This is a genomic window from Sanguibacter sp. Leaf3, from assembly GCF_001425965.1.
Classification (GTDB): domain Bacteria; phylum Actinomycetota; class Actinomycetes; order Actinomycetales; family Cellulomonadaceae; genus Sanguibacter; species Sanguibacter inulinus.
This window is the reverse complement of the sequence record NZ_LMRH01000003.1, coordinates 256,454-272,561: the sequence shown is the minus strand read 5'-3', so window position 1 is coordinate 272,561 and position 16,108 is coordinate 256,454. Positions and strand designations below refer to the sequence as shown.

At 71.9% G+C, this 16,108-nt stretch carries 16 protein-coding genes; 8 read left to right on the top strand and 8 right to left on the bottom strand.

What is annotated here, in order from left to right; genetic code table 11:
- Nucleotides 1-160 precede the first annotated feature (160 nt).
- The 4 genes from ASG53_RS14670 to ASG53_RS14655 all read left to right on the top strand — a co-directional run bounded on the left by ASG53_RS14670 (nt 161) and on the right by ASG53_RS14655 (nt 2,300).
- Nucleotides 161-526, top strand: a complete 366-nt coding sequence (locus ASG53_RS14670; protein ID WP_056134996.1) for a hypothetical protein — start codon at nt 161-163, stop codon at nt 524-526.
- A gap of 85 nt (nt 527-611) precedes the next feature.
- Nucleotides 612-1,187 carry a GTP-binding protein gene (locus ASG53_RS14665; RefSeq protein ID WP_056134994.1) on the top strand — a complete coding sequence of 192 codons (576 nt, stop codon included), beginning with the start codon at nt 612-614 and terminating at the stop codon, nt 1,185-1,187.
- Entirely contained in the window at nt 1,184-1,648 is a 465-nt protein-coding gene (locus tag ASG53_RS14660; protein WP_082544093.1) for a roadblock/LC7 domain-containing protein, read from the top strand. Before ASG53_RS14665 ends, ASG53_RS14660 begins: the two co-directional genes overlap by 4 nt.
- A 172-nt stretch (nt 1,649-1,820) precedes the next feature.
- A complete protein-coding gene (locus tag ASG53_RS14655) occupies nt 1,821-2,300 on the top strand; it encodes a hypothetical protein (protein WP_056134991.1) in 480 nt (159 codons plus the stop codon).
- Nucleotides 2,301-2,311: 11 nt separating this feature from the next.
- Here ASG53_RS14655 and ASG53_RS14650 read toward each other — a convergent pair whose 3' ends face one another.
- Nucleotides 2,312-2,773, bottom strand: a complete 462-nt coding sequence (locus ASG53_RS14650) for an aminoacyl-tRNA deacylase (RefSeq protein WP_056134988.1) — start codon at nt 2,771-2,773, stop codon at nt 2,312-2,314.
- A 131-nt stretch (nt 2,774-2,904) separates the two neighbouring features.
- Here ASG53_RS14650 and ASG53_RS14645 point away from each other — a divergent pair, with 131 nt between their 5' ends.
- Nucleotides 2,905-3,450, top strand: a complete 546-nt coding sequence (locus ASG53_RS14645) for a DUF1990 family protein (protein WP_162246155.1) — start codon at nt 2,905-2,907, stop codon at nt 3,448-3,450.
- 25 nt (nt 3,451-3,475) lie between these two features.
- On the opposite strand, the gene rbsD is transcribed toward ASG53_RS14645, so the two are convergent.
- From rbsD to ASG53_RS14615, 6 genes are all read right to left on the bottom strand, one after another.
- Nucleotides 3,476-3,859, bottom strand: a complete 384-nt coding sequence (gene rbsD / locus ASG53_RS14640) for a D-ribose pyranase (RefSeq protein WP_056134982.1) — start codon at nt 3,857-3,859, stop codon at nt 3,476-3,478.
- Complete coding sequence (locus tag ASG53_RS14635) at nt 3,856-5,091, bottom strand: ribokinase (RefSeq protein ID WP_235533952.1); 1,236 nt, start codon at nt 5,089-5,091, stop codon at nt 3,856-3,858. Before ASG53_RS14635 ends, rbsD begins: the two co-directional genes overlap by 4 nt.
- Nucleotides 5,088-6,047 carry a substrate-binding domain-containing protein gene (locus ASG53_RS14630; RefSeq protein ID WP_056134979.1) on the bottom strand — a complete coding sequence of 320 codons (960 nt, stop codon included), beginning with the start codon at nt 6,045-6,047 and terminating at the stop codon, nt 5,088-5,090. Before ASG53_RS14630 ends, ASG53_RS14635 begins: the two co-directional genes overlap by 4 nt.
- Nucleotides 6,048-6,153: 106 nt before the next feature.
- Entirely contained in the window at nt 6,154-7,155 is a 1,002-nt protein-coding gene (locus ASG53_RS14625; protein WP_156382826.1) for an ABC transporter permease, read from the bottom strand.
- A complete protein-coding gene (locus ASG53_RS14620; protein WP_156382825.1) occupies nt 7,152-8,750 on the bottom strand; it encodes a sugar ABC transporter ATP-binding protein in 1,599 nt (532 codons plus the stop codon). The genes ASG53_RS14625 and ASG53_RS14620 overlap by 4 nt, the downstream gene beginning before the upstream one ends.
- A complete protein-coding gene (locus ASG53_RS14615; protein WP_056134976.1) occupies nt 8,747-9,757 on the bottom strand; it encodes a LacI family DNA-binding transcriptional regulator in 1,011 nt (336 codons plus the stop codon). Before ASG53_RS14615 ends, ASG53_RS14620 begins: the two co-directional genes overlap by 4 nt.
- A gap of 163 nt (nt 9,758-9,920) precedes the next feature.
- Here ASG53_RS14615 and ASG53_RS14610 point away from each other — a divergent pair, with 163 nt between their 5' ends.
- From ASG53_RS14610 to ASG53_RS14605, 3 genes are all read left to right on the top strand, one after another.
- Nucleotides 9,921-10,343: a hypothetical protein gene (locus tag ASG53_RS14610; protein ID WP_056134972.1), complete on the top strand. Its 423-nt coding sequence runs from the start codon at nt 9,921-9,923 to the stop codon at nt 10,341-10,343.
- Between the two features lie 122 nt (nt 10,344-10,465).
- Nucleotides 10,466-10,630 (top strand): hypothetical protein, encoded by a 165-nt coding sequence (locus ASG53_RS20160; RefSeq protein WP_179912050.1) that lies wholly within the window; start codon nt 10,466-10,468, stop codon nt 10,628-10,630.
- 202 nt (nt 10,631-10,832) lie between these two features.
- A complete protein-coding gene (locus tag ASG53_RS14605; protein ID WP_056134969.1) occupies nt 10,833-15,587 on the top strand; it encodes a DUF3418 domain-containing protein in 4,755 nt (1,584 codons plus the stop codon).
- 99 nt (nt 15,588-15,686) lie between these two features.
- On the opposite strand, the gene ASG53_RS14600 is transcribed toward ASG53_RS14605, so the two are convergent.
- On the bottom strand, nt 15,687-15,974 hold the full coding sequence (locus ASG53_RS14600; protein WP_156382824.1) for a hypothetical protein: 288 nt from the start codon (nt 15,972-15,974) through the stop codon (nt 15,687-15,689).
- Nucleotides 15,975-16,108: the final 134 nt, after the last annotated feature.

Below are 16,108 nucleotides of genomic sequence, written 5' to 3'. Positions count from 1 at the left end.
GCGGGACGGGACCAGGTGTGGTCGGTCGCAGAGACACAGATCACCCGAGATTCAATCGGATTCAACTAACGCTCGGCCTCGCGCGTCCCGATGAACCTCGTGGACGGGCGCCCGGACCGCGGCCCCTGCTCTCCCCCACCACCTCGCAAGGACGTTCATCGTGACCACAGTTGACCAGACCCTCCAGGCCGCCCTCGGGATCGACGGCGCGCTCGCCACAGCACTCGTCGACTACGAGAGCGGCATGTCCCTCGGCCAGGCCGGCTCGGGCATCGACCTCGACATCGCCGCGGCCGGCAACACCGACGTCGTGCGCGCCAAGATCCGCACCATGCAGCACCTCGGGCTCAGCGGGAAGATCGAGGACATCCTCATCACCCTCGACACCCAGATCCACCTCATCCGCCTGCTGCAGAGCCAGTCCGGCAGCGGCCTGTTCCTCTACCTGGTGCTCGACAAGTCGCGCTCCAACCTCGCGATGGCCCGCCGCCAGCTGCTCAACCTCGAGCGCGACCTCGACATCTGACGCCTCGTCGACCCACGCCCGACCCTGGGACGGACCGGCCCACGGCCGGACGCCTCCCGCTCCCCCGACGGACCGAGGACCTGACGTGACCGCGAGCGCCCCGACCAAGATCGTCGTCACCGGACCCTTCGGTGCCGGCAAGACGACTTTCGTGTCGACCCTGTCCCAGGACCCCGTGGTCTCGACCGAGCGGGCCGTGAGCGACTCGACGGTCGCGGTCAAGACGTCGACCACCGTCGCGATGGACCACGGCGGCCTGCACGTGACGCCGCCGCCCGGCGCCCGGTGGGAGGCACACCGCGTCGGGCTCTTCGGCACCCCCGGGCAGCAGCGCTTCTCCTTCATGTGGACGATGCTGGCCCGCGACATGGACGGGTACGTCGTCCTCGTCGACGCGAGCCGCAGCGAGAGCGTCGCCCAGGCACGGGACATCGTGGCGGCCTTCGCAGACCTCGCCCCCTACGTCCCCCGCCTCGTGCTGGTGAGCCGCTGGGCCGACCCCGCGGGGACGCGAGCCGAGCTGGCCGCAGCGCTCGGCACGCCGGTCCAGTCCCTCATGCCCTGCGACCCACGCGACCTCGCCGACGCGACAGCCGCGCTCCACGTGCTCCTCGACGGGGTGCAGACCCTCTCCGGACGAAAGAAGCAGCAGACCCCATGATCGTCAGACAGCACGCTCTCGGCGTCGCCGCCACGCTGCGCAGCGAGATCCCCGGCATCCGCCGTGTCCTCGTGGCGCGGACCGACGGCCTGCCCTTCTACGACGACGGTGATCCTGCGCTGCACGACAGCTCGGCCGCCGTGGTCGCCACGGTCCTCGGCATCGCCCAGCAGTCCGGCATGGCCTTCGGGCTCGAGGGGCTGGAGATGACCACGGTGCGCGGGCCTGCGGGGTCGATGGTCGTGTACGCGGTCGACGACCACCACCTGCTCACCGTCGTGACCGAGCCGAAGGTCAACCTCGTGCTGCTCGACAGGGTGGCGCTCCGGCTGATCGCCGGGATGGTCGGCGCGGGGCCGCAGGGTGCGGGGTCTCTGGGTAGTGAACTGCAGGGTTCGGTACTGCAGAGCGCTGGGACGCAGAGGGCTGTGCACCCGCGGCCGGCCGCGCACGCGCTCTGACACTGCCGTCCGGTCTCTGAGCCCCAGGCGCTGCACCCGGCGCACCGAGCGTGCGGTGACCGGCAGGTCTGGAGCGCTCGCCCTACCCTCCCAGCGGGACGTTCGCCGAACCCTCACCGACTGCCGACCGGTCGTCCCCCGACCGAGGTCACGCATCGGTCACACTTGAGCCATGCTCCGATTCAAGCGCCCCACCCGTGCAGCCGTCGCAGCCCTCGGGCTGACCACAGCGCTGACCCTGTCTGCGTGCTCCGACCTCCCCGAGGTCAACATCACGACGGAGCAGCTCACGCAGTTCGTCCAGGATGCCAAGGCGCAGGTGCAGACCATCGCGGCCGACGCGCAGACCATCGGCGCCAGCATCGGCGACCTGCCCGAGTCGGTCCGATCGACCGCCCAGGACGCCATCACCTCCGCGCAGTCTGCCGCCGGGAAGGCCACGGGCGCCCTCGAAGACGCCCAGGCCGAGGGCAGCGACGCGCGCCAGAAGCTCGACGAGGCGAAGACAGCCCTCGACGACGCGACCACCAAGCTCACCGAGCTCAAGGACGCCGCGGGCGAGAACATCACGCCCGAGGTCCAGTCGGCGATCGACGGTCTGCAGACCGAGGTCGACAGCCTCAAGGAGAAGGTCGCCGACGCGACGAGCTGACCCGAGAGCGGTCAGGCGGGGTCGGTGACGTCGGCGACCTGGGCGCCGAGGGCCTCGGCGGCGGCGCGGCCGTCGACGGTGATGCCGACGCCGTGGGTCCCGGACCCGAGCGACACCGGGCCGACGACCCGCTCGTCGGCGACGACGGGCCACGGGTGCGTCGACCCGAAGGGTGTGATGGTCCCGCGCTCGTAGCCGGTGACGGCCTTGGCGACCGAGGCGTCGGGCATGGACATCCGCTGGACACCGAGCAGCGCGCGGAGCTTGGGCCACGAGATGGAGCGGTCGCCGGGGACCAGTACGAAGAGGTAGTCGTCCTCGGCCCGTCGGACCACGAGGGTCTTGACGATCCCGGCCGGTTCGACGCCGAGCGCCGCGGCGGCCTCGACGAGCGAGGACACCTTCCCGATCGTGCGGACGGTGTGCTCCAGCCCGGCAGCCTCGAGGGCCGCGACAGCGCGCTCAGCAGTCATCGCACCACCCTACGACCCCGGGCGTGACCCGGTGCGTCGTCCTAGCATCAGAGGACCAGCCCATACCGCGGCTGGTGCCCCGACCCCCGGACCGCCGTGATCGCCCTCTCCTCCCCACAGTCGGCAACGCCGTGAAACGTCACGACGCCCCCGTGCCGCCCCTGCCCACCCGGACCGAGGCCCACCTGCGCGCCGCGCAGGTCACGGCGCCACCCGGTCTTGCCGTCGACGCCATCCCGCCGGCCGGGTTCCGGCGCTTCTCGCACGTGGTCACCCTCGACCGCCGCGACCTCGACGCCGCCGCAGCCGAGCTGTTCTCCTGGCAGGTGCAGCGCCGTGCGGGGCTGCGCGTGCAGTCGTCCGACGCCGTGCTCGTCGTCGGGACCGTCGTCCTCCTGCACCTGGGCTTCGGCAAGGCTGCGGTCCGGATCCCCTGCCGCGTGGTCGAGGTCGTCGACGAGCCAGGCCTGAAGAGCTTCACCTACGCGACGCTGCCCGGGCACCCGGAACGCGGCCTGGAGAAGTTCGCGCTGTCGTCCACCGACGACGGTCGGGTCAGGTTCGCGGTCTCAGCCGTCTCGCAGCCCGCGACCCGCCTGGCGAAGATCGGCGGTCCGCTCACCCGCGCCGCTCAAGACCTCATGACCCGCCGCTACCTCGCAGCACTCAGAACCTGACCTTCGTCGGGGTCGCTCTGATCCCTCAGAACGGCACGCCGCAGCGCAGCGCGACGTTGGCCCAGGCTGTCGCCTCACCCGTGCGGACGACGAGCGCGGCGCCGGGCAAGAGAGCCTTGAGGTCCTCGTGCGGGACGAGCTGCGGGTTCAGGCCGCGCTCCTCCAACCAGTCGGTCACGACGGTCCCGGCCGACTCGCTCGCCGCGACGGACCCCTCGACGACGATCTCGTCGAGCACGGCGTCGAGCACCTGCACGAAGCTCGGCACCCCGGCGACGACAGTGACGTCGACGACCCGCGCACCCGGCGGGATCGGCGTCCCGCAGTCGACGACGAGCACGAGGTGCCCGTGGCCGAGGCGCGCGACACCAGCCGCGAGGTCGGGGTTCAGCAGCCCGGTGCGCTTCACCGTCGGTCGTCCTTCGGCTCGTGGTGGTCGGCTCCCGCGCGGGTCGCGCCCACGGCTGCCTGCGCCGCGGAGGTCGCGGCGGACGCTGCACGGGCTGCGCACTGCGCGACGGGCTCGGGCAACGGGTCGCCGGCCCAGGGGTAGGACGGCTGCGCACCGCTCCCCCGGACGGCGTACGCGCCGACGCGGGCAGCGAGCCGGGCGGCCTCGACGAGGCCGTCACCCTCGGAGAGCCTGTAGGCGAGCGCACCGACGAAGGCATCTCCTGCGCCGGTCGTGTCGACGGCCTCGACTCGCGGAGACGGGACGCGGGTGGTCCCCGACCCGTCCGCGACGAGCGCGCCACGAGCCCCGACAGTCAGGACGACCGACGGCACGCCATGGGCGAGCAGCGCGTCGACGACACGCTGCTCGTCGTCCGCCGTGTCACGGTCGGTCTCGACCGCGGTCTCCTCAGGCTCGGTCTCCTCGGGCGCGCTGCCCGTGGTCGCGTCGCTCGTGGTCGCGCTGCCTGTGGCCTCGCTGTCCGGAACCTCTGCCCCAGACGACGTCGCACCCGAGGAAGCCGCCTCACCCAGACCGGACGACGCGTCGAGCATCGCGAGCACCAGAGCCGCCTCGTGCTCGTTGACGACGAGCGGGTCGGCCGCCAGGAGCACCTCGCGGTCCACGTCGACGACGGGGGCGAGGTTCACGACGAGACGCCCCTGGGTGTGCCGGGCTGCGGCCTCGATGCCCGTCCGCGGGATCTCCCCCTGGACGACCACGACGGCCGCCCCGCCGACGAGCTCGGCGTAGGCGTCGACGACCACGTCGTCCACGGATGCGTTCGCACCCGGGATCACGACGATGGCGTTCTCCCCGTCTGCCGAGACCGTCACCTGCGCGATGCCCGTGGACCCCTCGACCGCCGTCACGGCACCGAGGTCGACCCCGGCGGCCTGCAGGCCGGCCAGCGCCGGCTCGACGAACTGGTCGGAGCCGACGGCCCCGACGAGGGCGGTCTGCGCGCCCAGCTGCGCCGCGGCGACAGCCTGGTTGGCGCCCTTGCCGCCGGGCAGCACGTCGAGGGTGCGCCCGAGGACGGTCTCGCCGGGGCGCGGGTGCTGGTCGACCGTGGTGAGCAGGTCGGCGTTGACCGACCCGACGACCACCACACCGGTCCGGCCGTGCGCTGCGGGTGGTCCCCCGGCCACCTCGGGCCGGGGGACGGTGCGGGTGTGCTGGTTCACGACTGGTAGTCCCCCACGTTGTCCTTCGTCACGGTCTCGACGGCCACGGGGACCTCGCTGTCGACAGTCTCCCCTGCGAGGACGTCGGCCATGAGCTCGACGGACTGGCGACCGAGCTCGCGGGGCTGCTGCGCGATCGTCGCCTCGAGGGTCCCGGACTCGACGGCTGCGAGGCCGTCGTCGGTGCCGTCGAAGCCGACCACGTGGACGTCGTCACCGGCGCGTGCGCCGAGCGCCTGGATCGCACCGAGAGCCATCTCGTCGTTCTCGGCGAAGATGCCGACCACGTCGGGGTTGGCCTGGAGCAGGTTGGTCGCGACGTCGAGGGCCTGCGCCCTGTCGAAGTTCGCGGTCTGCATGGCGACGACCTCGATGCCCGGGTAGGCAGCGATGCCCTCGGTGAAGCCCGCACCGCGGTCGCGGCTGGCGGAGGTGCCCGGCTGGCCCTGGAGCACGATGACTGTGCCCTGCTCGCCGATGGCCTTGGCCAGGGCGTCGGCGGCCTGGCTGCCGCCGGCGACGTTGTCGCTCGAGACGAGCGAGGTGATCTCGGCGCCGTTGACCGTCCTGTCGACACCGATCACGGGCAGGTCGCCCGACAGCGCCGGGGCGACGGCTGCCGCAGCGGCGTCGGAGTCGACGGCGTTGATGAGCAGCCCCTCGGCGCCCGAGGACACCGCCGAGGCGATCTGGTCGGTCTGGGCTGTCGAGTCGTTCTGGGCGTCGACGACGGTGAGGTCGATGCCGAGCTCGTCGGCCGCCTCCTGGGCGCCGTCGCGGACGTCGACGAAGAACGGGTTGTTGAGGGTCGACAGCGACAGGGTCACGGACTTCCCGGACCCTTCGCCAGAGCCGCCGCCGTCGGTGTCGCCGCGGCCGCAGGCTGCGGTGCCGGCGAGGACGAGGGAGGTGGTCAGGACTACGGCGGCGAGGCGGCCGCGGGTGGTGAACGTCATCGTTCGCTCCTTGAGGTGGGGGTGGGGAACTGCGGAGGGGTGTGGGAACTGGAGAGATGGGTGGCGGCAGAGGGCGCGGAGGCGCCCCGGCCCGAGTCCCGGACGGTCAGCTGCGGGTGCCGCGGCGGCGCAGCACGTCGACGAAGACGGCCAGCGCGATGACCAGTCCGATGACGACCTGCTGCCAGAAGGACGAGACGCCAAGGACGTTGAGGCCGTTGCGGATGACGGCGAGGATCAGGGCCCCGACGAGGGTCCCTGAGGCCCGCCCGACACCGCCGGAGAGCGACGCCCCGCCGATGACGACAGCGGCGATCGCGTCGAGCTCGTAGCCCGAGGCGGCCTGCGGCTGCGCGGAGTCGAGGCGCCCGGCGATGAGCATCCCGGCGAGGGCCGCGAACAGCCCGGACAGGGCGAAGACTGTGACCAGGACGCGCTTGACCGGGATGCCGGACAGGCGGGCGGCCTCTTCGTTGCCGCCGACGGCGTACATCGAGCGACCGATGACGGTCCTGTTGAGGATCACGGCCGTGACCACGCCCGCGACGGCCAGCACGATGATCGGCACCGGGACGCCCAGGACGTCGCTGCCGAGCCAGGAGACGGCGGGCGAGGTACGGATGGGGCGCCCGTCCGAGATCACGAGGGTGAGACCCCGGGCCACCGACAGCATGGCGAGGGTCGCGATGAAGGCCGGGAGCCTGCCGTAGGCGACCGCAAACCCGGAGACCGCACCGGCCACCAGACCCGTGAGCAGCCCGCCGACGAGAGCGAGCCAGCCGGGGAGGTCGGCCGTGGCGAACATCCACGCCGACAGCATCCCGGAGAGCGCCGCGACCGAGCCGACCGACAGGTCGATACCCCCGGCCACGATGACGAAGGTCATGCCGAAGGCCATCACCGCGATGGTCGAGGCCTGCACGCCGACGTTGAGCAGGTTGCCGTAGGTGAGGAAGTTCGGCGTGAGGATGAACAGGACGAGGCAGAGGACGAGCAGCCCGATGAAGGGCAGCAGCGTCGTGGCCAGCTGGCCGGAGAGGCCGGGCAGCCGCAGCCGCCGCTCCTGGGTCGAGGGCTTGGTGGGGGCGATGGTGCTCGAGCCGCTCATGAGGGGCTCCCTTCGGGTCCGTGGGAGGGGGCGACGTGGTCGTCGTCGTCCGCGTGCTTGACGGCCAGGGCCATCACCTGGTCCTGGGTGGCGGTCGAGGCGGGCAGCTCGCCGGTGAGCCGGCCACCGCTCATCACCAGGACCCTGTCGCTGACGCCGAGCACCTCGGGGAGGTCGCTCGAGACCAGCAGGACGGCGCCGCCCGCAGCGGCGACGGCGTTGATGAGCTCGTAGATCTCGACGCGGGCGCCGACGTCCACGCCGCGGGTGGGCTCGTCGAGCAGCAGCACGCGCGAGCCGGCGAGCACCCAGCGGCCGAAGACGATCTTCTGCTGGTTGCCGCCGGACAGGTCGCGGGCGGCCTGGTCGACGTCCCGCATGCGGATGCGCAGGCGGGTGGCGACCTCCTGCGCGCGGCTGCGCTGACCGCTGCGGTCGGCGAAGCCTGCGCGCGAGGTCGCGGCGAGCGTCGCGTAGCCGAGGTTCTCGGCGACCGAGGCGTCGAGCACGAGGCCCTGGCCCTTGCGGTCTTCGGGGACGTGGCCGATGCCCGCCGCGACGGCGCTGCCGACAGAGCGCGGCGCGAGACGCTGGCCGTCGACGTGCACGGTCCCGGAGTCGTAGGGGTCGGCGCCGGCGATCGCGCGCAGCATCTCGGTCCGGCCTGCGCCCACCAGCCCTGCGACACCGACGACCTCGCCGGCCCGGACCTGGACGTCGATGCCGTGCAGCACACCCGTCCGGGTCAGACCGCGGACGTCGAGGAGCACCTCGTCGCCCGGGGTGTGGGTGCGGCGCGGGTACTGCTCGGTGATGTCCCGGCCGACCATGAGGCGGACGAGCTCGTCCTCAGGAGTCGAGGCGGGGACCTCGGCGACGAGGGCGCCGTCGCGCAGCACGCTCACCTCGTCGCCGATCGCGGCGATCTCCTCGAGGTGGTGGCTGATGAACACCATGGCGACGTCGTCGCGCCGGAGCTCTTCGACGACGCCGAACAGCACCTCGGTCTCGCTCCCGGTGAGCGCAGCGGTCGGCTCGTCGAGGATGAGCACACGCGCGTTGAGGCTCAGCGCCTTGGCAATCTCGACGAGCTGCTGGCGGGCGATGCCGAGCTGGCCGACCGGGGTGTCGAGGTCGACGTCGAGGCGGACCCTGTCGAGGGCCTCGCGAGCGAGCCGGCGGGTGGTCCGTCGCGACACAAAACCACCGCGCGAGGGCAGACGGCCCATGAGCACGTTCTCGGCCACGGTCATGCTGGGGACGAGGTTGAGCTCTTGGTGGATGGTCGCGATGCCCAGGCGCTCGGCGTCGCGGACGCTGCCCAGGTGCACGGCCTTGCCGTCGACGACCACGCGGCCGCCGTCGGGCTGGTAGATCCCGGACATCATCTTGATGAGCGTGGACTTGCCGGCGCCGTTCTCGCCGAGCAGCACCTGGACGCGCCCGGGGCGGACGTGGACGGTGATGTCCTTGAGGACGTCGACAGGCCCGAAGGACTTGGAGACGGAGTCGAGGGTGAGCACAGGTGCGGGGGCCGGGACGGAGGTGCGGCTGCGCGACGGCTCGCTCGCGGGGACGGGGGCTGCGGCGGTCATGCGCTCCTCCTGGCGGGTCCGGTCGAGGCGCGCTCGACGAGGTTCGAGGCCAGCACGGCCGAGGTGACGGGCTCACCGGCGAGCAGATCGCGGATCATGGCGACGGCGAGGGCCCCCATGCGTGCGGGGTCGTGCGCGATCACCGTGACCGGCGGGTTGACGAGTCTGAAGGAGTCGATGTCGTCGTAGCCGATCACCGAGACCTCGTCGCCGATGCGCACACCGCGGTCCTGGCACTCCTGGAGCACCCCGAAGGTCATGAGCGAGTCGGCCGCCACGAGGGCTGTCGGGGCGTCGTCGAGGTCGAGCAGGGCACGCGCCCCGGCGACGCCCGAGGCGACGCGGAAGTCACCCTGGTAGACGAGGGCCGGGTCGGAGTCGAGGCCCGCCGCGGCGATCGCCTCGCGGTAGGCGACGAGGCGCTCGCGCCCTGTCGAGGTCTCCTGCGGTCCGGCGACAAAACCGATCCTGCGGTGACCGAGCGCTGCGAGGTGCTCGACGGCGGCTGTCACGCCCGACCGGTTGTCGGAGGTGACGCTCGGGACGTCGACCCCGTCGATCACGCGGTCGACGAAGACCACCGGGAGGCCGAGCTTGAGCACGTCGCGCAGCGACCCGGAGCCGTCGCCCTGCGGCGTGACGATGATGCCGTCCACGCGCTGGGAGACGAGGAGGTCGAGGGCGTGGTCCTGCTGCTCGGTCGACTCGTCGGCGTTGCACAGCAGCGTCGCGATGTCCGAGGCCAGGGCGGTCTGGGCGACTGTGTGCGCAATCTCGGCGAAGAAGGGGTTCCGGACGTCGGAGAGCAGGACACCGATGGTGTCGGTGCGGGTGCGGCGCAGGGAGCGCGCCTGGGCGTTGGGGCGGAAGCCCATCTCGGCCGCGGCGGCGAAGACCTTCTCGCGGGACGAGGCGGAGGTGCGGGGATCCTCGGAGAGGACGCGCGAGACTGTGGCCACCGAGACCCCTGCTCGGGCGGCGACATCGCGGATCGTCGGCGTCGACATGCGGACTCCTCGGTGAGCTCGGTCGTCTGACGCTGCGGTGCGCCAGCCGTGTAATCGTTTCCATGGAACCGATTACATGGAGAGTAGGGGCGATCGTCGGAGAGGTCAAGACCGTCGCGGAACCCGGGGTGGCCGTCGACGACGCAGCCCGAGGTGAGAGACGATGAGACCTGCAGGTCAGCGCGGTGACGAGGCGTTCGGGGGCAGCGTGCGAGGACGTAGAGCGGTCAGCAGAGCGGTCCTGGGTGCCGTCGGCACGGTCGTCGTGATCCTCGGCCTCGTCGTGGTGGTGCCCCTCGTGCTCGTGGAGATCGACGAGTCTGCGGTCCCGTCGGCCGACCAGGTCGACCTTCCCGACGGGGTGGTCGTGGACGAGAGCAGCGTCTGGTGCGCGTCGGGCGGCTGCTGGCTCGAGGTCCACCTCGATACCTCCGACCAGCCTGAGGCCGTCCTCGACGAGCTGCGCGCGATGGATGGCACGTGCCCTGCCGTCGGTGGGCTCGACAGGCGTCGCGTGTGCATCGACAGCCTCGGCGGCGGCGTCACCTCCTTCGCGCTCTCGTACAAGAAGACGCTGGGCCTCTGACCAGACCCTGGCTCGCCAGCCGGACTGGCCGGACCATGACCGCTGCTGTCAGACCATGACCCCTGACAGGACGTCACATCCTGCTACCGTTGCCAGCAGAATCTCAGTCTTGGAGGACCCCCATGCGTGGCATCACCTTCGTCGTCACCCTCGCCCTGTTCCTGCTGGGCATGTACCTGATGGCGCTCGCCTTCACGACGCCCGACCTCGAGTTCCTGCTCTTCGGAGGCGGCCTCCTCGCGGTGAGCCTGGCGTTCTTCGCGCCGCTCCAGCTCAGCCGGGACTGACCCCGACCCGCACCAGGTCGCACCCGCTGCACCCAGGTCGTACAGACACGCCAGAACACCGCCCTCCGGCGCCTGTTCTGGCGTGTCTGTACGACCTCGCGGTCAGGCGGGGGTGGGTCGTGCCACATGGACGGGACCTCTCGGGGGCTGTCCACCGCTCCTGGACGAAAAGAGTTGGCGGCGCCTGGGAGGATGGTGGGTTGTGAGCACGGCACCGAACTCCCCAGACCCGCAGGACGCTCCCTCCGGTGCGCCCGCGCGCCGCGACGGCGGTCGACGCCGGCGTGGTGGACGCGGTCGAGGGACCTCGTCGACACCTCACGACGAGACGTCTGCCAGCCCGACCGGTCGCGGCGAACCGGCACAGGGCGCGATCGCACAGGGCACGAAGGCGCAGGGCGCGCGGGCACAGAGCACGCGGGCACAGGGCGCGAAGGAGGGTCGCGGCAAGGGCTCCGGTCGCCGCGGCAGCACGCCGCGCGTCGACCACGGCAAGCTCGCTCGCGCCGCCGCCGCCCGCACGGCTGTCGAGCTTCCCCCGATCACCTTCCCCGAGCAGCTGCCCGTCTCGGCGCGCCGAGAAGACATCGCTGCGGCGATCCGCGACAACCAGGTGGTCATCGTCGCGGGTGAGACCGGGTCGGGCAAGACCACGCAGCTGCCGAAGATCGCCCTCGAGCTCGGCCGCGGCCGTGCCGGGCAGATCGGCCACACCCAGCCTCGTCGTATCGCGGCGCGCACGGTGGCCGAGCGCATCGCCGAGGAGATCGGCACGCCACTCGGGGAGATCGTCGGCTACCAGGTGCGGTTCACCGACACGTCGTCGGAGAACACCCTCGTCAAGGTGATGACCGACGGCATCCTGCTCGCGCAGATCCAGCGCGACCCGCAGCTGCTCGCCTACGACACGCTCATCATCGACGAGGCTCACGAGCGCTCCCTCAACATCGACTTCATCCTCGGGTACCTCACGCAGCTGCTGCCGCAGCGCCCGGACCTCAAGGTCATCATCACGTCGGCGACGATCGACTCCGACAGGTTCGCCCGGCACTTCGCGCCGCGCGACGCCGCGGGTGCGCCGGCTGTCGTCAGTGCGGCGGAGGCCACCGTCCCGACGGCTCAGCAGGCCTCGCAGCAGTCAGCCGACGAGACCGCCGACGACGTCCCCATGGCGCCGGTCGTCTCGGTCACCGGCCGCACCTTCCCCGTCGAGATCCGGTACCGCCCGCTGACGCCCGAGGACTCCTCGGCCAAGAAGGGTGCGGAGCGCGACCTCATGACGGGCATCTGCGAGGCCGTCGACGAGCTGTGCGCGGCCGGTCCGGGAGACATCCTCGTGTTCCTCTCGGGCGAGCGCGAGATCCTCGACGCCCAGGACGCCCTCGCGAGCCATCTGGGTGCTCGTGTCAACGACCCGCGACGCCCCGACCACGTCGAGATCATGCCGCTCTACGCCCGCCTCTCGGCCGCCGAGCAGCACCGCGTGTTCCAGGCGCACCCGGGCCGGCGCGTCGTGCTCTCGACCAACGTCGCCGAGACCTCGCTGACGGTCCCGGGCATCCGGTACGTCGTCGACCCCGGCACAGCCCGTATCTCGCGCTACTCCAAGGCGACCAAGGTGCAGCGCCTGCCGATCGAGCCGATCGCGCAGGCCTCGGCCAACCAGCGATCGGGTCGCTGCGGCCGTGTCGCCGACGGCATCGCGATCCGGCTGTACTCCGAGGACGACTTCCTCTCGCGTCCGGAGTTCACCGAGCCCGAGATCCTGCGCACGTCTCTCGCCTCCGTGCTGCTGCAGATGATCTCCGTCGGCGTGGTCCGCACCCCCGACGACGTCGCGAAGTTCCCCTTCGTCGAGCCTCCCGACACCCGGGCCATCCGCGACGGCGTCCAGCTGCTCACCGAGCTGGGTGCGCTCGAGACCCGCAAGCCCGAGAGGCGCGGAGCCCGGTCCGAGGCGAGCCAGACACGGACCGCCGGCCCCTCCTCCGAGGGCACCGGCACCCCCGCAGGTGCTGACGGCACGCAGGGTGACCTCTCGACCGAGCAGCCGTCACGATCAGACCGTGACGCCCTCGGCGCCGGTGGCGGGACGCGTCTCACGGAGACCGGCCGGGCCATCGCCCAGCTGCCGATGGACCCGCGCCTGGCCCGGATGATCGTCGAGGGCGGGCGCCGCGGCGCTGCCCGCGAGGTGATGATCATCGCGGCGGCGCTGTCGATCCAGGACCCCCGCGAGCGTCCGACCGAGCAGCGCGCTCAGGCCGACCAGCAGCACGCCCGCTTCACGGACCCGACCTCGGACTTCCTCACGTACCTCAACCTCTGGGAGTACGTGCGGGGTCAGCAGCGTGACCTGTCGTCGTCGGCCTTCCGCAGGCTGTGCCGGGCGGAGTTCCTCAACTTCCTGCGGATCCGGGAGTGGCAGGACGTCGTCGGTCAGCTGCGCGAGATGTCCAAGCCCCTCGGCATCGTCATGAATGCACCCGGCCGCCGCTCGGGCGGAGCCGGCGGGACCGTCGGACCCGAGGCGCAGGGCAGCACCGTCGCGTCCAGGCTCGATGACGGGGTGTCCGAGCTCGACCTGCGCCAGACCTGGGACGGCGACACGATCCACCAGTCGCTGCTCGCCGGGCTGCTCTCGCAGATCGGCATGCAGGAGGCCACCGAGGTCAAGGCCTCGGCCGTCAAGGGCCGGGAGACCGCGGCCGACCGCCGGGCCAAGAAGTTCGCGCGGAACGAGTACCTCGGTGCGCGCGGTGCCCGCTTCGCGATCTTCCCCGGCTCGGGCCTCGCCAAGAAGCCGCCGGTGTGGGTGATGGCGGGCGAGCTCGTCGAGACCTCGCGCCTGTGGGGCCGCGACGTCGCGAAGATCCAGCCCGAGTGGGCCGAGGAGCTCGCCGCGCACCTGGTCAAGCGCACGTACTCTGAGCCGCACTGGTCGAGCAAGCAGGGTGCTGCGCAGGCGATCGAGAAGGTGCTGCTCTACGGCGTGCCGATCGTCGCCGACCGCAAGGTGCTGTTCTCCAAGGTCGACCCGGAGCAGGCCCGCGAGTTGTTCATCCGCCACGCCCTCGTCCAGGGCGAGTGGACCACCCACCACACCTTCTACGCCGACAACCGCCGCCTGCTCGACGAGGCCGCCGAGCTCGAGGCCCGCTCGCGCCAGCGTGGCCTCGTGGTCGACGACGATGCGCTCTTCGCCTTCTACGACGAGCGCGTGCCCGCCTCGGTCGTCTCGGCACGGCACTTCGACCAGTGGTGGAAGTCCGCACGCCGCGACGACCCCGAGCTGCTGACCTTCACCCTCGACCTGCTCGTCCCCGAGGGAGTCGAGGTCTCGGCCGAGGACTTCCCGCAGGAGTGGGTCCAGGGCGACCTCACGCTCCCGCTCACCTACCAGTTCCAGCCCGGGACGGACGCCGACGGCGTCACCGTGCACATCCCGATCTCGGTGCTCAACCGCGTGGTGCCCGACGGTTTCGACTGGATGGTCCCCGGTCTGCTCGACGAGCTGACGACCGCGACCATCCGCGCCCTGCCCAAGCCGGTCCGCGTCCAGCTGGTCCCTGCGCCCGACGTCGCCCGCGGTGTCGTCGCATGGATCCGGGCGAACACCCCGTCGTGGGGTGACATCACGCGTGCCGGTGACATGGCCGAGTCCTACGAGCAGGCCTTCACCCGGGCGGTCAAGGCGCTGCGCGACGTCGACGTGCCCGACGACGCCTGGGACCGCGAGAAGCTCCCCGGCCATCTGCGGATGACCTTCCGGGTCTTCGAAGAGCGCGGCAGCGGCTCCGGACCGCGCGGGCAGGTGGTGCTCGACGAGTCCAAGGACCTCGTCGCGCTCCAGCGCCGGCTCGCCGCGCAGTCGCAGGCTGCTGTCCGCTCGGCGGTCAAGAGTGCCGTCGGCACAGCGCTGCGCGAGGCGCAGCAGGAGGCGGCTGCGGCCGCGAAGGGTGCGAGTGCCGGGGGCGTCCCCGGCGGGACAGGGGCTCCCGCACCTGCGGCAGCACCGCGGACCGCGACGCCCGACGCCCCGACAGGTGTCACCGTCGCCGAGGTCGCCTCGCTCGCCACCTGGCCGTCGGCCCTGCCCGACGGGGTGCTCCCGTCCCAGGTCGACACGCCCGGACCCGGTGGCATGGTCGTGCGCGGGTACCCCGCCCTCGTCGAAGAGCGCTCAGGGGCGACCACCACCGTCGCCCTGCGGGTGCTCGCCGACGCGTCACGCCAGCAGGCCGAGCACACGCGCGGGGTCCGCAGGCTGATCCTCGGCGAGACAGCCCTCCAGCAGTCGCGGGTGACGTCACGGTGGTCGGGGACCCAGTCGCTGACCCTCGCCGCGAGCCCGTACAAGAACACGGGCGCGCTCGTCGCCGACCTCCAGCTCGCCGCTGTCCAGCACCTCACCCCGGAGGCTGGTCAGATCCGAGACCTCGCGACGTACACGGCGACCCGCGCAGCTGTGAAGAAGGCGCTCGAAGAGGAGATCTACACGGTCGTCGGGCACGTCGTCGCGGCACTCACAGCGGCGCGGACCGTCGACGGCGAGATCCGGTCGTCGAGCTCGCTCGCGCTGCTCAACACCCTCGCCGACGTCCGCGACCACGTGGCCGGGCTCGTCTACGACGGTTTTGTGGCTGCGACCCCGCCGGACCGCCTGCCGCACCTCGCCAGGTATCTGCGGGCGGCGTCGTACAGGCTCGAGAAGGCCGCGAGCAACCCGAACCGCGACGCCGAGCTCGCGTGGAAGGTGCACGACGTCGAAGAGGCCTACGACGCGGCCCGGGCCGCCTACGCAGCAGGCCGGCCAGACCCGGCCCGTGCCGCCGAGCTGAGCCAGGCCCGCTGGATGATCGAAGAGCTGCGCGTCTCGCTCTTCGCCCAGCAGCTCGGCACGGACGGGCCCGTCAGCGAGAAGCGCATCAGGAAGCTGCTCGCCGGGTCGGCGTGAGGCGAGGCGAGGCGAGGCGAGCGGGATGGTCCGCTCGCGGTGAGGCTCGTCCGCGCCAGCGGGCCAGCGGTGTGCGGCGAGACGCGATCCGCGGAGGGCTCAGAGGCCGTCGGTCTCGCGGTCCTTCCGCGCCTTCCGGTTCTTGTAGAGCATCCGCATGCCGATGATGCGTCCGACCGACCCGACGATCAGCAGGACGAAGGCCGCCGCAGCCAACCAGGCGTACCCGCCGGACAGCTCGGCACCACCGTCGGAGGTCGAGGCGAGCGCGTCAGCGGCCTGGGCGTGCGGGGCCAGGAGGATGCTCGCGCAGAGCACGAGGACGAGGGCCACTGCGGCGAGCGCGGCGCGCGGCGGTCTAGAGACGATCGACGAGGGAGATGTCACGGCACCAGCCTAGGCGGGAGTCTGAGTTCCGTGGCGTGCGGCAAGAGCGGCACCACAGGTAGTCATCGCTGGAAACGCACGCCAGCGGGGCCGGACAGCGCTGCTCGCGCTCGGGGATCGTCGGACGAGCCTGC

Coding starts and splice junctions, on each gene's coding strand:
- ASG53_RS14660 (WP_082544093.1), top strand. CDS start 1,184: ATGATCGTCAGACAGCACGCTCTCGGCGTCGCCGCCACGCTGCGCAGC.
- ASG53_RS14655 (WP_056134991.1), top strand. CDS start 1,821: ATGCTCCGATTCAAGCGCCCCACCCGTGCAGCCGTCGCAGCCCTCGGG.
- ASG53_RS14650 (WP_056134988.1), bottom strand. CDS start 2,773: ATGACTGCTGAGCGCGCTGTCGCGGCCCTCGAGGCTGCCGGGCTGGAG.
- ASG53_RS14630 (WP_056134979.1), bottom strand. CDS start 6,047: ATGACGTTCACCACCCGCGGCCGCCTCGCCGCCGTAGTCCTGACCACC.
- ASG53_RS14625 (WP_156382826.1), bottom strand. CDS start 7,155: ATGAGCGGCTCGAGCACCATCGCCCCCACCAAGCCCTCGACCCAGGAG.
- ASG53_RS14620 (WP_156382825.1), bottom strand. CDS start 8,750: ATGACCGCCGCAGCCCCCGTCCCCGCGAGCGAGCCGTCGCGCAGCCGC.
- ASG53_RS14615 (WP_056134976.1), bottom strand. CDS start 9,757: ATGTCGACGCCGACGATCCGCGATGTCGCCGCCCGAGCAGGGGTCTCG.
- ASG53_RS14610 (WP_056134972.1), top strand. CDS start 9,921: ATGAGACCTGCAGGTCAGCGCGGTGACGAGGCGTTCGGGGGCAGCGTG.
- ASG53_RS20160 (WP_179912050.1), top strand. CDS start 10,466: ATGCGTGGCATCACCTTCGTCGTCACCCTCGCCCTGTTCCTGCTGGGC.